General features: G+C 46.6%; 13 protein-coding genes. 2 read left to right on the top strand and 11 right to left on the bottom strand.

Annotated elements, in window-relative coordinates; all coding sequences use genetic code 11:
* The first annotated feature begins 257 nt into the window (after positions 1–257).
* The gene (locus B2P60_RS06875; RefSeq protein ID WP_286740195.1) at positions 258–1,394 is read left to right on the top strand and encodes an ABC transporter substrate-binding protein; all 1,137 of its coding nucleotides are present in this window, start codon (positions 258–260) and stop codon (positions 1,392–1,394) included.
* A 244-nt stretch (positions 1,395–1,638) separates the two neighbouring features.
* On the opposite strand, the gene B2P60_RS06870 is transcribed toward B2P60_RS06875, so the two are convergent.
* From B2P60_RS06870 to B2P60_RS06820, 11 genes are all read right to left on the bottom strand, one after another.
* Positions 1,639–2,838 (bottom strand): FUSC family protein, encoded by a 1,200-nt coding sequence (locus B2P60_RS06870; protein ID WP_198334024.1) that lies wholly within the window; start codon positions 2,836–2,838, stop codon positions 1,639–1,641.
* A 240-nt stretch (positions 2,839–3,078) separates the two neighbouring features.
* Complete coding sequence (locus tag B2P60_RS06865; protein ID WP_193006715.1) at positions 3,079–4,500, bottom strand: FAD-dependent oxidoreductase; 1,422 nt, start codon at positions 4,498–4,500, stop codon at positions 3,079–3,081.
* Between the two features lie 187 nt (positions 4,501–4,687).
* Positions 4,688–9,157 carry a glutamate synthase large subunit gene (gltB, locus tag B2P60_RS06860; RefSeq protein WP_286740192.1) on the bottom strand — a complete coding sequence of 1,490 codons (4,470 nt, stop codon included), beginning with the start codon at positions 9,155–9,157 and terminating at the stop codon, positions 4,688–4,690.
* A 904-nt stretch (positions 9,158–10,061) separates the two neighbouring features.
* Positions 10,062–11,171, bottom strand: a complete 1,110-nt coding sequence (locus B2P60_RS06855) for a hypothetical protein (RefSeq protein ID WP_286740190.1) — start codon at positions 11,169–11,171, stop codon at positions 10,062–10,064.
* 129 nt (positions 11,172–11,300) lie between these two features.
* Positions 11,301–12,410 (bottom strand): 3-dehydroquinate synthase, encoded by a 1,110-nt coding sequence (gene aroB, locus B2P60_RS06850; protein WP_286740188.1) that lies wholly within the window; start codon positions 12,408–12,410, stop codon positions 11,301–11,303.
* 75 nt (positions 12,411–12,485) lie between these two features.
* The gene (gene aroK / locus B2P60_RS06845) at positions 12,486–13,040 is read right to left on the bottom strand and encodes a shikimate kinase AroK (RefSeq protein ID WP_193006711.1); all 555 of its coding nucleotides are present in this window, start codon (positions 13,038–13,040) and stop codon (positions 12,486–12,488) included.
* 154 nt (positions 13,041–13,194) lie between these two features.
* The gene (pilQ, locus tag B2P60_RS06840) at positions 13,195–15,552 is read right to left on the bottom strand and encodes a type IV pilus secretin PilQ (protein WP_286740187.1); all 2,358 of its coding nucleotides are present in this window, start codon (positions 15,550–15,552) and stop codon (positions 13,195–13,197) included.
* Between the two features lie 27 nt (positions 15,553–15,579).
* Positions 15,580–16,113 (bottom strand): pilus assembly protein PilP, encoded by a 534-nt coding sequence (locus tag B2P60_RS06835; protein ID WP_193006709.1) that lies wholly within the window; start codon positions 16,111–16,113, stop codon positions 15,580–15,582.
* Positions 16,113–16,829: a type 4a pilus biogenesis protein PilO gene (locus B2P60_RS06830; protein WP_193006708.1), complete on the bottom strand. Its 717-nt coding sequence runs from the start codon at positions 16,827–16,829 to the stop codon at positions 16,113–16,115. The genes B2P60_RS06835 and B2P60_RS06830 overlap by 1 nt, the downstream gene beginning before the upstream one ends.
* Positions 16,826–17,473, bottom strand: a complete 648-nt coding sequence (locus tag B2P60_RS06825) for a PilN domain-containing protein (RefSeq protein ID WP_286740186.1) — start codon at positions 17,471–17,473, stop codon at positions 16,826–16,828. Before B2P60_RS06825 ends, B2P60_RS06830 begins: the two co-directional genes overlap by 4 nt.
* On the bottom strand, positions 17,473–18,528 hold the full coding sequence (locus B2P60_RS06820) for a pilus assembly protein PilM (protein ID WP_198333791.1): 1,056 nt from the start codon (positions 18,526–18,528) through the stop codon (positions 17,473–17,475). The genes B2P60_RS06825 and B2P60_RS06820 overlap by 1 nt, the downstream gene beginning before the upstream one ends.
* Positions 18,529–18,720: 192 nt before the next feature.
* Between B2P60_RS06820 and B2P60_RS06815 the strand changes: the two genes are divergently transcribed.
* Positions 18,721–21,354 (top strand): penicillin-binding protein 1A, encoded by a 2,634-nt coding sequence (locus tag B2P60_RS06815; protein WP_286740184.1) that lies wholly within the window; start codon positions 18,721–18,723, stop codon positions 21,352–21,354.
* The last annotated feature ends 40 nt before the right edge of the window (positions 21,355–21,394 follow it).

Genomic DNA, 21,394 nt, shown 5'->3' with positions numbered 1-21,394 from the left:
GCATGATTATCTGCTGTCATTGCCGCGTCCTAAGCTCGCTATAAATAGGGCCGTATATACCTGTTGGATTGGTCATTCAATCATTTAAACCAAAGCGCTGAGCAACGGATCAAGGCGGCTCAACGACTGTTAGACACGCCCCTTTAAATTTTTGACCACAATGACCATAATAGGGTGACCATTTTATCAAACATTTATTACCTGTCAGTCTTTACTGATGGTTATCGATTTGCATCACCTTATCTAGGAGAGATATTTTGACCCATTTATCATCGTCCCACCTACCCGCACACACGGCGGCCTCTGTCGGTCGTCTGATACCAAAAGCCCTGTTGGCAATGACGGTTGGCTTGGCACTTGCTAGCTGTAGCAACTCTGACAACGCTGCGGCTGATGGTAGTGCCGCCACGAGCGATGTGACGCTTAATTTATATAACTGGTCAGAATACATGCCACAAGAGATTCTGGATGGTTTTGAAGAAGAGACTGGTATTAATGTGAATTACACCACCTTTGATTCTAATGAAGCCATGTACGCTAAGCTCAAGCTGCTCGATGACTCTAGTCAGTATGACCTTGCGATCCCATCGACTTATTATGTCGAAAAGATGGCCAAAGAAGGGCTGCTACAAGAATTGGATAAATCGAAACTGAGTAACTTTAAAAATCTAGATACGTCATTTACCAACACCAAAGTTGACCCAGAAAATAAATACTCTATCCCTTATATGTGGGGCAGCACAGGACTGGCTATTAATGGCGATACTGTGGATCCTGCGACGGTCAACAGCTGGAATGACCTATGGGATCCTAAATATAAAGGTCAGGTAATGCTCACCAATGATGTGCGCGAAGTGTTTGGTATGGCACTACTGACACTTGGCTATTCAGGCAATAGTAGCGATCCTGACGAGATCAAAGCGGCTTACGATAAGCTCACCACTTTGATGCCAAATGTGAAAACCTTTAACTCCGATGCGACACGTATGCCCTATATCGAAGGCGAAACTGCACTGGGTATGACGTGGAATGGCGAAGCGGTTATGGCCAATGATGAAGGTTTGACCAGCTTGGTTTATAAGTACCCGTCTGAGGGCGCGATACTATGGATGGATAATTTTGTCATTCCAAAAAATGCAAAACAGGTCGATGCGGCGCACAAATTTATCGACTACTTACTACGTCCTGAAAATGCCAAAATCGTCAGTGAAGAGATTGGTTATGCCTCACCAAACATGGCAGCACGTGAGCTGATGGACGAAGATGTGCGTAATAATGCCACTATTTATCCTAGTAAAGACGTGCTAGCCAACGCTGAGTTCCAAGAAGATGTGGGCGATGAAGCACTACAAGTGTACCAGCAGTATTGGGATAAGCTAAAAACGGGGCGCTAGTGACTTCTTTAGTGACTGCTTTTTAGCGATAACTATGAAGCTAGCAACGAAAAACGCTGACGTTAAAGAGTCAGCGTTTTTTTATTTAAGATCCACTATAATCAGTTGAAAATAAAATCGATACGTTAATATCATCGTGCTAATGGGATACATTTTTCTTGCTTGCTGTTCGCAGGCGTGACAGAGGCTACAAAAAATTCATCCCATTCACTCTGTATCGGTTTTAAATAGAATCGACTGTATATTATAAATGTAAGTCAGTCTCGCCGCCTTGCTGTTTTATCCGGCGCTGCTCACGACGCTGATAGCTCAGGCCAGACGCTGCATACCAGTGCGGTTTGGTGGTTTGTAGCAAGTCACTCAACTGCTGCAATTGGGTTTGCAAGGTTTGCGTCAACCAAAAATACCCCTGCCATTCAAACGCCAAGTGCTGTACGCTTGGGTACTCTGAGACGGCAATACGAGTAATGGGGCGAAACATCTCATCGCTTGGACTACGCAGTACTGCTGCCATATGCTGCATGGCTTGGGTCAGCTCATGCTGATAATGTATCAATAAAGTGTGATTTTCATCATCGATGTCGATATTGGCCAAGCGCGGCGCTGCACTCAATAGCAAGTCAATCGTTCCGATAATATTCCGGTGAGTACGCTGGATCGTCTCCAATGTCTCTTTTTTAATCCCTGACTCACTGGCTGTCGCAGCGATATGTGGACGCACGGCCAGCAAGCGTTTATTGATCTGTTGTAGCGCTGTGACTAACGTCTTGTTAACCGGTACTCCATCGACTGAAAACGCCACTGGGTTCGGCGGTTGAGCCAAATCTTGCGTCATCCCGTCCGCCGTGTCAATGTGGTTGCCCACGCTAGCATAGAGACTACTACAGGCATCGAGGTTACTACTCAATAAAAAACGCCACATCAGGGTCGACTTTAATGGCAAGACCAGTGTCACTGCCACGGCGACCCCCGTCCCAAGTAAAATATTTAGAGCGCGGTAAATCCCATCTTGTCCAATACTACTATGGCCCAAATCTGAGACAATCATCAACATCGTGATCCCAGTCAGCAGCCCCGTGTATCCCAGTTGCCTGACCGCCAGATAGCCAATGATGCCACTGATCAGTCCAATGAGCGCATAATCTACCCACAACCATGCACCCACGTTTTGACTGAACCACAACACACCAAGAGCGGCACCAATGCCCAACAAGGTGCCCATTACCCGCTCTTTAGCCTTGGTATAGATCGCGCCTTGGTATTGTAATAGTCCCAAAATAATAAAAACCGTAATGGTCGTCCACTCCCCATGTGGGAGGTTTGTGACCTTATTGACTAACAAGGCAAGTATCACAGCCACACCCAACCGTGTTGCATGCAAGATATCCGCGTGTTGATAACGAACATAAGGCTCAACAAACGGTGCGGTAAATCGTTGCCACATAGTTAATTTCACGTCGGGCTACTCTTTTTAGTTGATGGTCGGATAAGGGGTAGGAATGAGGCGCTAAGTATTCACATGCTAGCAGTAGCGCCTTCATTTACAAAGCAATTGTCAAAAAAAACGCCTTTTGCCTATTAAAAGACAAAAGACGTTCGAGGTCAAAGCCTACTTATGCATAATGAAACTATGAATAATGAAACGCAGAGAGGTTTGATGGCACTTCTAAAGTGTACTGCTAAACTATACTTCTAAGAAGTCCAATATCCCTTCAGCCGCTTGCCGACCTTCCCAAATCGCTGTCACGACCAGATCCGACCCGCGTACCATGTCACCGCCTGCAAAAATCTTCGGGTTTTTGGTCTGAAACTTATAAGGCTGATCTTCAAGTGCCAGTACAAGACCATTGAGACTCATTTCGACCTGCTGACCCTCAAACCAATCCGCCGGACTTGGTCTAAAACCAAAGGCCATAATCACCGCATCACAAGGGATAATTTCTTCTGAATTTGGAATGGGCTCAGGGCGTTGACGACCTCGGTTATCGGGCGTACCCAATTGAGTCGTTACGACTTTTACGCCTTTGACTTTACCGTTTAAGCCAATGATTTCAGTTGGTTGACGGTTGAATAAAAACTCAACCCCTTCCTCACGAGCATTGACCACTTCACGGCGCGAGCCTGGCATGTTCTCTTCGTCGCGGCGATAGGCACAGACCACTTGCTCAGCACCTTGACGAATACTGGTACGGTTACAGTCCATCGCTGTATCACCGCCGCCTAGTACCACCACTCTTTTGCCTTTGAAGTCGATATACTCTTCGGGATTCTTTTCCCAATCATTACAACGATTGACATTGGCAATCAGATAATCTAGCGCATCATAAACGCCTTCTAGCTCTTCACCAGCAAACCCACCGCGCATATAAGTGTACGTGCCCATACCCATAAACACCGCATCATAATCGCTGAGCAGCTCATCAATACTAATATCTGTACCAATCTCTGTTTCCAGACGAAACTCAATACCCATGCCTTCAAAGATGACACGGCGATTGCGCATCACGTCTTTTTCCATTTTAAATTCTGGAATACCAAAGGTAAGTAAGCCCCCAATTTCAGGACGCTTATCAAAAACGACTGGTTTGACACCATTTCTGACTAAGATATCTGCACAGCCTAGGCCTGCGGGTCCTGCACCGATGATAGCGACTTTTTTATCCGTCCAAACCACATCAGACATATCCGGACGCCAGCCGAGAGCAAAGGCAGTATCATTGATGTATTTTTCTACATTGCCAATGGTGACGGCCCCAAAGCCATCATTTAACGTACAAGCCCCTTCACATAAGCGATCTTGTGGACAGACGCGTCCGCAAACCTCAGGCAAGGTATTGGTACGGTGACACAATTCAGCCGCTTGAAATATCTGCCCTTCGGTGGCCAGTTTTAACCAATTAGGAATGTAGTTATGTACGGGACACTTCCATTCACAGTAAGGATTACCGCATTCAAGACAACGGTGCGACTGCTGCGCCACTGCTTCACTCTCAAACGGTGTGTAAATTTCGACAAATTCCGTTGAGCGCGTTGCGATGTCTTTTTTGATCGGCTCAAGCCGTGGTACATCTAAAAACTGAAAACTATTTTCTATGCGTTTTGCCATGGTGCTATCTCTTTTATATAAGGCTCTTTTACAGTGGGCGGTGACAGCCAGCGATGCTCAATGAACACAAGGCATGTCGGCTGTTGCTGTCACTTACCTGCTTAAAACCTGTGAGTTACAACGTATCTAAAAACCTATTATTGGGTAACCTACTCAAAGCTGCTATCAATCAACGATGACCAATCAGCTATTGTGGGTCTGCCATAGTAGTTTTAAGAAGGCTTGCAATGTTCGCAGCTTTTGGTTTTACCAAATAAACCTTACGAACGTAGTGTTCAAAGTCATCCAATATCGTCTGGCCCCACGCACTACCGGTTTTATCTATATGAGTTTCGATCACGCGTTGCAAATAGATGCGATGTTCTTCTGTTTGCTCGCTTGAAATACGATTCAGATCGATCAGTTCATGATTACAGCGATCAAAGAAGTCGCCTTCCATATCGAGTACATAAGCGAAACCACCGGTCATACCTGCCCCAAAGTTGAGACCTGTACGTCCAAGAATCGTGACGATACCGCCCGTCATATACTCACAGCAGTGGTCGCCTGTGCCTTCGATGACCGCGTGCGCCCCCGAGTTACGAACCCCAAAGCGCTCGCCTGCCGTACCAGCGGCATACAACTTGCCACCAGTGGCGCCATATAGACAAGTGTTACCGATAATGGCCGTGTTTTGTGCGGTAAAGCTTGAGTTTTTCGGTGGATAAATGACGATCTCCCCGCCTGCCATGCCTTTACCGACATAGTCATTGGCATCGCCTTCAAGCTCAATGTTCAAGCCGCCCGCATTCCAGACGCCTAAGCTTTGCCCTGCGGTGCCTGTCAGACGCAACTTAATTGGCATGTCGCTCATACCCAGATTGCCCCATAGCTGCGCGATTTCGCCAGAAATACGAGCGCCGATAGAGCGATCACAGTTGCCCACATCATAGCTGTACTCACCGCCTGTGCCTTGGCGGATATTCAATAGCATATCGCTAATCATCTGCTCGGCGAGCAAGCCTTTGTCAAATGGCTCATTGCGCTCTACCTGACATGTTTGCGCTTTACCAGCACTGGCCGGATGACTAAACAGCAATGGGGTTAGATCAAGGTGGCGCTGCTTGTCAGTCGTCCCTTCTAATACGTCGAGCAAATCAGTACGTCCGACCAGCTCTTCCATACTACGTACGCCCAGTACTGCGAGCCACTCGCGTGTTTCGGTCGCCACAAACTTAAAGAAGTTAATCAACATCTCAGCTTCACCAATAAAGTGCTCATCGCGCAATCTGGCTTTCTGAGTGGCAACGCCTGTTGGACAATTATTCAAATGACAAATACGTAGGTATTTACAACCAACCGCAATCATCGGTGTGGTACCAAAGCCGAAGCTTTCTGCACCAAGGATAGCGGCTTTTACGACATCAAGACCCGTTTTTAGGCCACCATCGGTCTGCACTCGTACTTTATCACGTAGTCCATTAACACGTAGCGACTGGTGAGTCTCAGCAAGCCCCAACTCCCACGGTGAGCCTGCGTGATGAATAGAAGATAGCGGCGACGCTGCTGTACCACCATCATAACCTGAGATGGTGATTAAGTCAGCGTAGGCTTTTGCCACGCCTGTGGCGATTGTGCCAACCCCTGGACGAGAGACCAGCTTGACCGACACCAAGGCATCTGGATTGACTTGTTTTAAATCAAAAATCAGCTGCGCCAAATCCTCGATAGAATAAATATCATGATGCGGTGGTGGAGAAATCAGCGTCACCCCCGGTACAGAGTATCGCAAGCGAGCAATCAAGGCATTGACCTTACCACCCGGTAGCTGGCCACCTTCACCCGGTTTGGCACCTTGAGCCACTTTAATCTGCATCACTTCTGCTGAGCGCAGATACGCAGGGGTCACGCCAAAACGGCCTGAGGCAACCTGTTTGATTTTTGAGTTGCGCAGCGTGCCATAACGCACTGGATCTTCCCCGCCCTCACCAGAGTTTGAGCGTCCGCCAATGGTGTTCATAGCCATAGCAATGGCTTCATGGGCCTCAGGAGATAGGGCGCCAAGCGACATGCCAGCAGAGTCAAAACGGGTCAAAATTTTGGAGATATCTTCGACCTCATTGACATCAATACTGTTGTCTGTCTTTAACTGCAATAAGTCGCGCAAGGTAGCAACTGGACGGCTATTGACCAGATCTGCATAATGACGATAATTGACGTAATCGCCCGTTCGTACCGCCGTATGTAAGCTGTTGATTACGTCTGGATTAAAGGCATGATATTCTTTGTTAAAGACAAACTTGAGCAATCCACCTTGATCAAGTGGTGCACGGCGTTTAAAGGCATTAGCAGCCAGTTGTGCTTGATCCGCTGCCAAATCTGCAAAGGTTGCGCCTTTAATACGACTTTGCACGCCTTTAAAACACAAGCTTACGACTTCTTCTGAGAGGCCAACGGCTTCAAACAACTGGGCACCGCGATAAGAAACCACGGTAGAGATGCCCATTTTTGATAAGATTTTTAGCAGGCCTTTATCCAAGCCTTTACGGAAATTTACCCGTGCTTGAATCGGATCACCAAGCAGCTCGCCCGTTGCGACCAAGTCATCGATGACATCGTAGGCTAAGTATGGATAAACGCAGGTCGCACCAAAGCCAATCAATACGGCTACTTGATGCGAATCACGAGCAAGACCTGTCTCAATGATGAGATTGGCATCGGTACGAATACCTTGGGCAATGAGGTAATGATGTACGGCACCCGTCACCATAATAGCGTTGGCCGGCACTTTATCTACATCAATGGCCTTATCAGACAACACAATCAGTGTATTGCCCGCTCGAATGCTACTCGCCACTTGCTCACAGATGGCAGTAATGGCATCAGACAATTCTAGCGTACGATCATAGTTCAAGTCGATACGATCCATCTTGAACGCAGGATCCTCTAAAGTCTCAAGCTGCTGCATCTTGCTGGCTGATAACACCGGTGACGATAGAATAATACGATGGGCATCTCTCGCAGACGGCGCAAACACATTGGTTTCAGCACCTAAGCACGTCTGTAGCGACATCACAATAGATTCACGCAGTGGGTCAATCGGTGGATTGGTGACCTGTGCAAACTGCTGGCGGAAAAAGTCACCCACATGACGAATTTGCTGCGATAGTACTGCCATGGGCGTATCATCCCCCATCGATCCGACTGGCTCTTGACCATTTTCGGCATTGGGACGAATGATTTCAGTGCGCTCTTCATTGGTGATGTGATACATTTTTTGCAAGGCTTTTAGCTTGTCACCGCGGCAAGACTGCGCCGCCAATGTTTCTTCTAAACGCTCATCATCACGAACGCGAGTTGCTTCTTCACGTAACCATTTACGATACGGATGGGCTTCTTTAAGTAAGGTTGCAATTGCCTTAGTATCTAATATTTGACCGGTCAACGTATCAATGACCAGCATCTGACCAGGTCCAACGCGGCCTTTTGCCAATACGTCTGTCGGCGAGTAATCCCAAACGCCAACCTCAGAGGCGACCGTGATATACCCATTTTTGGTGGTCACCCACCGCGACGGACGCAGACCATTTCGGTCGAGCATACAAACGGCATAGCGCCCATCTTGAATCACCAAACCTGCTGGGCCATCCCACGCTTCCATATGCTGCGAGTAAAACTCATAAAACGCGCGCAAGTCCATGTCCATGCTATCGACATTCTGCCAAGCGGGTGGCACTAGAATCGACATCGCATGGAACAAATTCATACCGCCTGACATCAGCACTTCAAGCATGTTATCCAAGCTTGATGAATCAGACCCCGTGCGATTTACCAAAGGCGTCAACTCATTCAAATTGGGCAATTTTTCTGATTTTAGTTTTGGCGTACGTGCTTCCGACCAATTGCGGTTACCTGTGATGGTATTCAACTCGCCATTGTGGGCAAGATAACGGAATGGTTGTGCCAACGGCCAGCGTGGCAAGGTATTGGTTGAGAAGCGTTGATGGAACACCACGATATGCGACGCCAAACGCTCATCTTGTAGATCTAAAAAGAACGCTGGCAAGTCTGATGGCATCACCAAACCTTTATAAATAATCGTCTGGCAACTCAATGAGCAAACATAAAACAGCTCATCATCGACCAAACGTTGCTCCGCTTTTTTACGGGCGACAAACAATTTACGGTTAAAATCGTCCGCTGCCAGCTCATTGTCATTGGGGGCATTGACAAACACTTGCTTAAAATCTGGTAGTGTCTCACGACCAATCTCACCAACAATACTTAAATCAAGCGGCACATCGCGCCAACCTGCAACCTCTAGTCCTTGTGCCTCGATCTCCTCGCTTAGTACTTGCTGGCTATGCTTGGCCTTAGCCTCGTCTAAATTAACGAACACCATACCCACTGCAAAATTCTCGGTAAGTGTGAACTGCTGCTCAGCTGCGATTTTTTTAAAAAACTCAGTAGGCGTTGCCAGTAATAAACCACAACCGTCACCAGTTCTACCGTCAGCCGCAACACCACCGCGGTGAGTCATACAACTGAGGCTATGAATAGCAGTTTTTACCAAATCATGGCTGGCCTCACCCTCAATGTGAGCAATCAAACCAAAACCGCAATTATCAGAAAAGTCATCTGGCGTGGCCAGGTGGGTTTGCGAGGAAATCATTGACATAGCTGGTCCTTTTAAGTAAACGGGTAACTTAGGTAACCAATGCGGCACATAAGCTGACACCCGTAGGCAGAACGGGCTGGTAATTAATATTCGTATATCCGAATTAATAAATGGTGTGACGCTCATAGCCATCATGCTTTGAGAGTAAGGTAAAACCCTTGACCCTCCTAGTCAGTAGATGATGTCTTAACAGGTAATTAGTGTATTAACAGATAGTAAGTAGTAGCCCGTGGCAATGGGGCGAAACCCGTCCCTATGTGCCAGTTACTTAATCATCAATAACGTAACGTCGTTATTATGAGTGTCGCTTGTCATTGTGTTATGCCTAGCGTTTCAAGCTGATTGGCTGGGCATCGAACAACAGTACATTTGATTAATTTTGAATATCTGACGCTCTGTATTCAAGCGCTTTATTAACCCTAAAAAGAGTGACAATAAGAGAGGTTGCGCCACTTGCAGTAGCTTCGCTATGCATGACAAGCAGCTGCGCTTGAGACAACAAGTTTTAGTAAAATATCTTATGAATAAGAGAGTCTTACTAAATGATTGTTAGATAAATAGTTTTTTACGATAACTATACAGAACGTCGCCCACAGTTATATTAGTTAATGATGGGCAAAAAATCTAGTCTTTTCTCTCGATTCATCGACCATATTTTGTAAGAGAACTTATTACTATTGGTTATAGGATATCTCAAAATCGCAGTTACTCTCTAACGTAAAGTAATAATTGCAAGGCTTGGTGACCGTAACTCAGGTAGCCGTGTTATCCCTGCACACTTACTATAGCGTTGATCACACATTAATAAACTTGCATAAAAAAACCCACCAACTGTTTTTGTTAGTGGGTTTTACCTTTCATCATTATCGCGACGTTGTCACTGCTGTGAACTACTAGCTAGCCACTAGTTACTTTTATCTTCTATCAGGGTTTTTATGCTATCGCTACTCGTCTTAGGAGAGCTATTCGCTTTAGAGGCGTTGGTGTTGTCACTTTTGCTGACAGAATTTGTATTATTCGTATTACTTGGCGGTTTAGGCGTTGGCACTACTGGGGGTTTTTTCGTGCTGTTACTATCAGTCGCGGATGCCGCTGGCTTTTTGGTGTCCTGCGCAGGTTTTTTCACACTGTCTTTGTCTTTAGACGTCTTGTCAGCTGGCGCTTGGCCTTCATAACCGACGATACGCTCTTCACTCACGGATAAAGTAGCAGAAGTATCAGCCGACTGACGAATACTTTCCTCATTATTGTCATTTGTGGCGTCTTGGCTACTACGATTTTCATTGTTGCTTGCTGCTTGGTTACTATCACCACTGCTAGCATTTTGCGTTTGCTGACGCACGGGGACTTCGCGTTTAGTTGGGTTCAAATTCACGGAACGTGTGCGCTTTGTGCTTAAGTCTTTTACTGGATCAGGGCGTTCATAGTTATCGATAATACTGACGTAGCGATTGATCTCTTCTGGTAACACCCGCACGTTATCAGGCAACTTAAAGTCTATGAGTTTTGCGGCGCCGACAGCTTCTTGTGGACTGCTCATGATCCCATAAGTCAGCATATAGCGTACTTGATTTGCATCATCGAGATATCGGAAGTAAGCAAATTTATCACGGTCCTCGCGGCCTTCTAGGTAACTGACAATCACCTCGTTTTCAGTGACATTCATCACCTGCACCGTCCATTTGCCTTTATTGGCCAGCAAATAACGCTTGTCTTTAAACTCATCAGGATAGTTGCGCAAGTCACGAACCGTCGCATCAAAACTGATGGGCTGCACATCGGTATCAAGCTCATGTAGCGACTCAATTTTTAAGGGCTGTTCAAGCTCATTACTTAATGGCTCTGGTGCTGATATCGGGGCATTTTCGATCTTAGCACCCAGCGCTGGCGTTTGACTAAGCATCCAAACCAGCGCTGTCACTACCCCCAACAGCAAGGTCATTATCAGCCAAATCAGTGCTTGCCGGCGATATGATTGGCGAGCGGTACGAGTCGTCGATCTTGAGGCTGCCATGGAAATGTCCTTGGTGAAAGTGTGTTCAACCGCACACGTCAATGCGTGTTTAAGTAAAATGACGGCTAACCAGTATAATAGGTATGTTTATAGTCAGTGAGCAATGATGAGCCATGAAATGTTGAGGTGTTATGCCATAGGTGGTGACAATACGTCAGTTAGCAACTTGGCATCAAAATCATTGGTCAATACGGCCTTACCTAGCGATTTTAACAAAATAAGGCGGATTTGTCCGTGTTTCACTTTTTTATCATGACCCATCAAATCTAAAGCAGTTTGCACCTCAATAGGCGGCGGTGTGATAGGCAAATTGGCCAAGGTTAACACACGTTTAACTCGGGCAACTTCCTCGGCCGTTAACCAGCCCAGTTTTTGCGACAGTTCGGCCGCTTGTACCATCCCAGCAGCGACTGCTTCACCATGCAGCCAGTTACCGTAGCCTTGGTGCGTCTCAATCACATGCCCAAAAGTATGCCCAAAGTTTAGCAACGCACGCACGCCTGACTCTCTCTCGTCTTGCGCGACGATATCGGCCTTATACTGACAGCAGCGCTTTACTGCATCGCCAAGTATGGCCAAATCCAATGCCATCATCGCAGGCAAATTGTTTTCAAGCCATGTCAAAAATGCTTCGTCCATGATAAGCGCGTATTTAATAACTTCAGCAAGTCCTGCCGACAGCTCACGCGCGGGCAGTGTTTTGAGCGTGCTCATGTCCGCAAGCACCATTTGCGGCTGCCAAAAAGCGCCAATCATGTTTTTGCCTTGCGCATGATTGATGCCCGTCTTGCCACCAACGCTCGAATCCACTTGCGACAGTAGCGTGGTTGGAATCTGGATAAAACTCACCCCCCGCATAAAACTGGCCGCCGCAAAACCTGTCATGTCCCCAACCACGCCGCCACCCAACGCAATCAGTGTGACATCACGATTGAAATGCTCCGCCATCAAGGCATCGTAGATTTGGTTGATACTGGTCTGGTTCTTATATTGCTCACCATCAGGGAGGACGCAAACCTTGACGGTAAATTGCTCTGCCAGCTCTTCTGTTAAAGCATTTAAGTATAAAGCCGCAACGGTGTCATTGGTGACAATCAACACTTGGCGACCGCTGATATAGGGTGCGACTTGCTTTGCCATGCTGTTATTTTCTGTCGCCGTTTTTTCAGTAATGACAATTGGATAGTCATGACTTTGCGTATGAACGGTTAATCCATCATGAAACAGTGGCTTGGCCATGAGCACTCCCTAAGCATTTTAATGAGATAAAAGTAGCTGACTGTAATTAATAACTCGGTTTATCTTTGCCTCTTATCACTCTTTTTTAGAGCCTACTGCGCTAGAGATATTAAAGGACGCTAGCTGCTGTAAGAGTTGGTTGACCATATGCCGCGGGTACGTGTGCCCAGTTGGCATTATGATATGCGCAACTTGACGATATAATGGATCGCGTGTGCTATACAGGTCTTGCAGTATTTGTCTGGGATTAGGCTGCTGTAACAATGGTCGTGATTTGTCTTTGGCCGTACGAGCCATTTGCACATCGACTGGTGCATTCAAATAAACCACAATGCCGCGTTGATTTAAAAACGCGCGGTTTTCAGCACTCATCACGGCGCCGCCACCGGTGGCTAAGACAATGTGGGGTTTCTGAGTGAGCTCATCAATGGCTCGCGTCTCACGCTCCCGAAACCCAGCCTCACCTTCTTTAGCGAATATCCAAGCAATATCGGCACCTGTTTGTGACTCAATATACCAATCGCTGTCTACGAAGGTGCGTCCTAACTGCTTGGCAAGCAATTTGCCGATCGTCGTCTTCCCTGCTCCCATCGGTCCTACTAAAAACACCGACGGTAATTCCTCCACCATAACACTCACTCAGCTAAATTAGGTATGATACAACGTCATTGATATTCTGGCTAGTAATGCGCTGTGATTATTGTTCGCAAACTTTAAAAATTTATACATAAAAAAAGCAAGCGTTGCGGCTTGCTTTTTCGGACAAAAAACAATCAAAGACGGCTTAATCCAAGCGACTGATACCATCATTGATTAATTTTGGTGTGACAAATATCAACAGCTCTTCTTTATTGTTACTGCGCACATCACGACGGAACGCACGACCAATATACGGCAAATCTCCTAAAAAAGGCACCTTATCGACGCCGTTATTGGTACGGTTTTTAAAGACACCGCCCAGTACAACCGTTTGACCGTCTTCAACAATAACGTTGGTTGAAATAGAGTCCTCAGCGATGGCGACCTGATTGTTAATAATAGTTGGTGTGCCGTTTGTAATGACCAGTTGCAAACCAATCTTACCATCAGGCGTGATGTTTGGTGTGGCTTCTAGGCTGAGTGCCGCCTCTTTAAAACTGGTCGTCGTGGCGCCACTGGCAGATGCCTCTTGGTAAGGAATCTGGGTACCAGAAGACACTTTCGCTGTTTGCTTATCTGCGGTCAAAATCTTTGGCGTAGAGATCACCTCACCTCGGTTGTCGGCTTGCAATGCTGACAGCTCAAGATCGAGCATCACATCAGACATACTGAGCAAACCAAAAGCGATACTACCCGCTGGGTTGGCCACCCCTAAATCCACGTTTAGATTGTCAGGACGGGTAATATCATAAGAAGGGTAAGAAACCGTTTGGCCATTGACTGTCGTCGTTTCTACATCAAAGTCCTTCAAATCCCATAAGGTCTGATTACTACCACCAACCAATAGATTACGATTATTGGCCGCACCATTTGACAAGATACCCCAACGCACCCCAATCTCTTTACTAAAACTATCAGTGGCACTGACGATACGTGCTTCAATCATTACCTGACGAACTGGAATGTCGATTTTACTGATTAATTTGTGGATATTCTCAATACTTTTAGCCACATCTTTAATGATTAACGTATTGGTGCGCTCATCGACCGTGACCGTTCCACGATTGGATAACAGCGTATTATTGTCGTCAACGCGATTGGCAATACCACTATTACCACCGCTAGACGCGCCACTACCTTGAGAAATAAGTGTCAGTACATCTTGGGCTTTTGCATAACTTAAGCGAATGTACTCAGTGCGTAGGGGGGCAAAAGACTCAACTGCTTGCTGTGCCTCAAGCTCACGTGCTTCTTGTTCAGCAAGCTCAGTGGCTGGCGCCACCAAGATGACATTCCCATTTTCACGTTTGCCTAGGTTTTTACTTTTCAAAATAATATCAAGTGCTTGATCCCATGGGACATTGATTAGGCGCAAAGTGATATTACCAGACACCGAATCACTAGCAACAATATTCATCTCGGTAAACTGCGCTAAGATATCTAAAACGCTACGAATCTCAACGTCTTGGAACTCCATAGACAGTCGCTCACCGCTATACACTTTTTCTTCAAGCGTCGGCTCGCGTAGCAGTTCAGGCTTATTGATACTGATGTTTAACTGGTTGCCCGATTGGTAAGCTTGATACTCGTAATCATCGACCATATTGATAGTGATGACACCGTTTTGGCCTTGGTTCTTGGTATCAATACTACTAACAAGACCACTATTAATGTTTAATCGACGTAGTAAATTTCTTGGAACCGTACTGCCTGTCAAACGTACAACCAGCTTATTACCTTGACGTTGTACATCCACAGGAATGGCTTCGTTGGCAAGGGCGATACTGACATTGCCACCACCATTATTCCCGGCCGCAAAATTGACCGCGCTTAGACCGTCATAACTGTACTGCTTACTCACTTGTGACGCGGCAAGCTGCGGATTGAGTAGAGGATTGACTCTAACCACCATCGTATCGGCTGGTACGGTCTTTTTTTCTACTGCCCGACTGGTGGTGCGGACGGCAGCCACAGGCGCCACACTGGTCTCAACGATTGGTGTGACAACAGCTGTGGTCGTCAGGTCATCACTGTCGTTGAGCACGTCTTGAATAGGGTCACTGGTCACGACTGGACGATTGGGATCCGTAATGGTCAGCAACAAATCATTGCCCTCAATCGCTGTCGTATAACTGCCTGACTGCTTGAGGCCAATGATAAGACGCGTGGTACTGTCACTACTTAACGTCGTAACATCATTGACCACGCCAACATTATACTCATTGAAACGACTGGCCAACCCGTTTTGCACTTGTTCGAAATCTAGCACCAAACGGCTAGGATCATCCAGCTGATAAGCCGCCGGTAATACTGGTAAGCCTGCAAAGCCCAAACGCAGTTGCGTCACCGCAGGCGCTGTTTGTACCACAGTGACGTTGTTAATACGCTGTACAGCATGGGCACTGTTACTCACTGCTACCATGCTGATTGCCAATGCTGAAATGGCAAAAGCAGAGGACACGCGGTTGCTCATCATCATTACCTTGTTATTGCGTACTGTCATTACTTATTCCTCAAAAAATCTGCCGACTTAGCTTATGGGGGATACCAGCGACTGGGGTTTTTCAATGAACCCTGCGCGGCTGTCTGGCACAATTTCAATCAAATTAATCTGGGTCGGCGTGATTTCAACAATACGGCCGTCATTTAATCCAAGATAATCACCTACTTTAACACTAGCAACCGAGCCATCAGGACGTTGTATCAGCGCATAGCGCTGTCCCTCGGGGGATACCACCACACCACGAAAAACCAGTTGCGATAGCTCATACTGCTCAAGCGGTTCTTTTACTCTGGTAATATCAGGGCGCACACCGTCAATTGAGGTAGTCGGGCCTTCTACATTGACCAAACTTGGTGGCAAAAATGGACTACGCTGCGCACTAGCACTGTAAACGAAGTCCTCTACCAGCTCCGCCTTGGGCGGCGGCTCAATAGGCTGTGCAGGCTGATTGCGTATGTCAGTCATTGCTTGCTCTGCCATGGCAATACGGTCAGTACAACCCGTCATTGATAACACAGTAACGCTTAACACCAGTAGGATGGGCAATTTTTGGCTACTCATTAGTTGCCTCCTGCATTATCAGTCGCAGCGCCAGTTTCATCCTCAGGCGCCGCTTCTTTTGAGCGATACGTTTTGGTTTGTAGCACCAGATTAAGCTCTGGTAAGACGTCCAGTGTTGGCTGCGGATTACTCACCTCAAAGTCGTGCATGGTAATAATTCGTGGTAAGGCGGCAAGACCACTGATAAAGCTGCCAAATTGATGATATTCACCTAAAGCTGCAATGCGAATAGGCTGCTCAATAAAGAACTCGTTCTCAATCTCAGGTTCGACGGAAATGTCTTGAAAACGGATGTTACTGCCCACCCCTGTCATATTGATCCCTTCTACCAACTCTGACACACGGGTATCTTTTGGTAGCTGATCGAGTAAGGTGTTGAATTCCGTCTCCATTTGGATAACTTGTGCTTGATACGCTTTTAAGTGGCGCGCGCGTGACTCTTTTTCACGGTAGCTCTCAAGCAAGGTTTGCTGCTGACTTTCGGCAGCGCTGATCTCATCAATCTTGCTGCTAATCGGTAGCGCCCACGCTAGTGCCGCTATAAAGACAATGATAAGCCCAATAACGGTTATTTTTACTGGGAGTGGCCAGCTGCCATAGTTTTCGGAATCTAAAGACTCAAAACTGCGCCGAAACTCATTTAGATCAAACTGCTTCTTTGGTGTCACCGCCGTTTTTCTGGTTTTGATCAGGCTTTTTTTGCGGCTAAGCTTCATAGCTCATCTCCCAGCTCAGCATCAGCAGATGTGGCTGTCTCTGACTGCACTTTCGTCGTTACCACAAACTGTACATAACTGTCTTCAGGATAAACAGGGCGCGGCGCCTCGCCAGCAGTAACCGTATTATTAAGCGCTGGCGCTGTTTCATACGCACTGATATTTTGTTGAATGTTACTCACCGCAGAGTTGCCCATCCACTTACTGTTATCAAGATTGCGAATCAAGCTTGAGACTACATTTGGGTTGTCTGCCAGACCCGTCAAAGTGAGCGTATCGCCTTCACGTTTGAGGTTATTGAGGTACAATGCTGGGGGAATGGCTTTAGCAAGATCATCCCACAGACGTACTGGTACAGGGCGTCGACCCTGCAAGTCTTGGATCACCTGCATACGTGAGATAATGTCTTCACGGCGCTGCTCCAGACTATCAATCTCAGTGAGCGCTGTGTCTAAACGAGCATTTTCTTGTTCGATCAATGCGTTGGCATCGAGCTGCTCATCAAGCTCATTGTTAAAGTAGCTCCACGAAGCAAAGGCGACCAACAGAGTGAGCAAAGTCACCGCGACCACTAATGTTATAAATTCTTTGTTGCGACGTTCGCGCTCTTCTTGTCGCCAAGGTAAAAGGTTAATACGAGCCATTAGTCAAAGCTCCTTAACGCAAGACCGCACGCCGCCATCAAGCTTGGTGCCTCAATAGCCAGTTGTTCATTGTCGATATTTGGCGCGATGGTCATATTAACAAACGGATTGGCGATACTGACCGTCACACCAAGTTTTTGTTGTGCCATACCTGCCAGACCAGCGATAGAGCTACTGCCACCAGCCAGTACCACATGATCGATACTACTGTACTGGCTTGAGGAGAAATAAAACTGTAGTGAACGAGTGATTTGTTGAATGGTATTTTCGATAAATGGGGTTAGTACATCAATATAGTAATCATCAGGTAAGGTGCGCTCACGCTTACTGATATCTGCCTCTTCAGCCGTGAGCCCATAACGGTTTTGAATCGCTTCTGTCAACTGTACGCCACCAAATAATTGCTCGCGACTATAGATAAACTCGCCATTCTTAGCAACATACAAAGTCGTTTGATTATGGCCGATATCTACCAAGGCCACCAACTCTGGATTATTTGGTAAGTTATCAACCATCAGTCCAAACGCACGCTCAATCGCATGGGATTCAATATCCATCACTTTGGTTTGCATACCACCGAAAGTTAAAGCATCGACACGTTGATCGACATTTTCTGAGCGCGAGGCCGCAAGTAATACTTGTACCATCTCATCACTTAACAAAGACGGACCTAACACCTCAAAATCCAAATTCACGTCTTCTAAAGGATACGGCACGTATTGATCGGCATCCAAACGTATTTGAGCTTCACGCTCAACATCACTTAACGCCGCGTCCATATCAATAATTTTGGTAATCACTGCGGATCCTGATACTGCCGTGGCGGCCTGACTACCCGTCGCCTGACAGCGCCTAGCCAAAGTCGCAATCACATTGCCAACCGCTTCAGTGTCTACTAAAAGCTTATCGACGACTACTCCTTCCGGAAGTCCCTCAATACCATAAGATTTTAAGTGAAACATGCCCTGTTGGCGCTGTATATCAACCAACTTTACTGAGGTGGCACAAATATCCACGCCAATCAAATGTTGACTTTTGGAAGTAAATAGCCTCACAAGCTCTATACCTTATATTAAGTGTACACTTTGATAGTTATTTGTAATAATTGAACACAATACTTTACTTAATAGATAGATTCAAGCGTTTAAATTGGCTGTTAAGGCTAACTTACACATTTATTATGACCTCTTATTTTGTTCAAGGTATAATGCCTTACCTGTTGCAAATTTTAATTGATAAGCCTTACTATGACCAAAAAAATTGCTACCGCACGTCTCATTCATTTTTTAGTGGGACTTTTTATCGCCTGCTTAGCGTTAGCAGTGGTTTTAGCGCTTGCTGTGCCTATCGGTTTTTACGGTATGGCAATGTATTTATCCCCTACTTTGCCTAGCACACAAGAAATTAAGACAGCAAATTTTGAGATGCCATTACAGGTTTATAGTAGTGACGATAAATTAATCGGTCAATATGGCAATCGCTTATCGCTTCCCGTTACCTTTGATGAGATTCCTGAAGATCTCACCCATGCTTTTTTAGCGGCAGAAGACGCCTCTTTTTTTCAGCACAGTGGTATTAGTATTAAGGGACTTGGCCGTGCGGTTACCGAAGTGGTGACTGATGATGATAGCCAGACAGGTGGCTCTACCATCACCATGCAGGTGGCCAAAAATTACTTTTTGAGTCCAGAACGCACCCTAAATCGTAAGCTGACTGAACTGTTCTTGGCTCGTAAGATCGAAGATGAACTCAGTAAAAATGAGATCTTGACGCTTTATGTCAACAAAATCTACTTGGGTGAAGGCGCATATGGTGTCCGCGCTGCTGCCAAAAAATACTACAGTAAATCACTAGAAAATTTGACTATTGCTGAGATGGCCATGTTGGCCGGTCTGCCAAAAGCGCCATCTAAATACAACCCTGTGGCCAATCCTAGCCGCGCGCTGACTCGTCGCAACTGGATCATTGGACGCATGCACGAGCTAGGCTATATCACCAAAGCCCAATATGACGAAGCCGTTAATTCACCAGTAGGCATCAACCTTTATCAAGAGAAGCTTGACGTTAATATGCCATATTTGGCAGAAATGACTCGCGCTACCTTGGTCGAACGCTACGGTGAGCAAGTGATGCACAGTGGTTGGCGCGTACGTCTTACCGTGGATAGCGAAGCACAAACAGCGGCAGAAGCGGCTATTCTAACAGGCTTGGTCGCTTACGAGCATCGCCACGGCTGGCGCGGGGCAGAAGCAAATGATGAACCTTTAGAGAATTTCCGCCGTTACAGCAATATGTATCCTGCCAAAGTCACTCAGGTTAACGCCCAAAGCTTTGATGCAACCTTGCAATCAGGTAAAAATATAACCGTTAACTGGCCTGAGATGAGCTGGGCAGCCAAATACATTTCTGCTGATCGTATCGGCTACCCCCCTACGAACGCCAGTCAAATTGTCAGTCAAAACGATATCATTCGCGTGATACCTACCGCTAATGGCAGTTGGCAGCTGAGTCAAATACCAAACATACAAGGCAGTCTGGTGTCATTAGATCCAGAAACTGGGGCGGTAAACGCCTTGGTCGGTGGATTTGACTTTAACCATAGTAAGTTTAACCGCGCCTTACAAGGCTGGCGGCAACCTGGCTCAACCATTAAACCCCTGGTGTATACAGCAGCGTTAGAAAAAGGCTATCGTCCAGATAGTATTGTCTCGGATCGCCCTATCCAAGTAGGAGACTGGAAACCTAAAAACTCTGACGAGCGTTTTTTAGGCGACATCACGCTACGTCGCGGGCTGTATTTGTCTCGCAATCTGGTTTCTATTCGCCTTCTACAAGCCATCGGTATCTCTGATGTGCGCAGCCTATTGGATGAGTTCGGTCTTGATAAAGAGAAGTTGCCGACGACGTTGTCATTAGCACTAGGGGCGGGGCAAGCAACGCCATTACAGATGGCAACGGCCTACTCCACCTTTGCCAATGGTGGTCACCGCATACAACCTTACTTTATTGAACAAATTTATAACTATAAGAATGAGCTATTATTTCAAGCCAACCCGCGCCAAGCGTGCGCTTTGTGTTTTAACGAACAACTCGAAACCCTCAATAAAACGCTAATCGAAGAGCATCGTCAGTCAAATGAAGGCGAAAACAGTACCACTGATGCGGCAATAACTGCTGAAAGCCAAGCATTAAAGAGCAATGAAGAAAACACCCAAATCAATGTAGACGTGACTGATGCTAGTCCACAATCAGATCGCTTACAAGCGCCTGCTGTGCAGTATACAGTGGCCAAACAAGCCCCGAGAATCTTAAAGCCTAGAGTAGCGTTTGAGATGGCCGATATCTTACGCGATGTGGTGCAACGCGGTACAGCCGTACGAGCAAAAGCTCTGGGTCGTGATGATATCGGCGGCAAAACCGGTACAACCAACGAAGCTAAAGACGCATGGTTTGCAGGATTTCATCCTACCAATGTTACTGTGGTATGGATGGGGTTCGATCAACCAGCTACGATGGGCCGCCGTGAGTATGGTGGTGTGGCAGCTCTGCCCGTCTGGATGGACTTTATGAAAGCTCAGCTCAAAGACGCACCCAATCAGTGGGTATCTATCAATAACCGCTCAAAGTCTCAAAAGCAGCAGCAAAAATTGATAGAAATGACTGATGATGGTGTGGCGAGTGATGATGAGGCTTCTGACACCAGCACCTTACAGCCCGTCAAAACCCAAACTCAGCAGCGCAAACCATCAGCCCCTGAAGCAACTGAGGAGACAGGTAACTTACAGGCAGCAAAATCGAATGACAGCCGTAATAATGATAGTGCCCCGCAAAATCCACTCTCAGTGACACCCGTTGATGAGATGCCACCAATACCCGAGTAAATCATACCTTAAGTACGGTGACAACTCACACAAAAAAAAG

It is taken from the genome of Psychrobacter sp. UBA3068, assembly GCF_002366815.1.
In the GTDB taxonomy this organism is placed as follows: domain Bacteria; phylum Pseudomonadota; class Gammaproteobacteria; order Pseudomonadales; family Moraxellaceae; genus Psychrobacter; species Psychrobacter namhaensis.
This window is presented reverse-complemented; position numbering and strand designations above follow the sequence as displayed.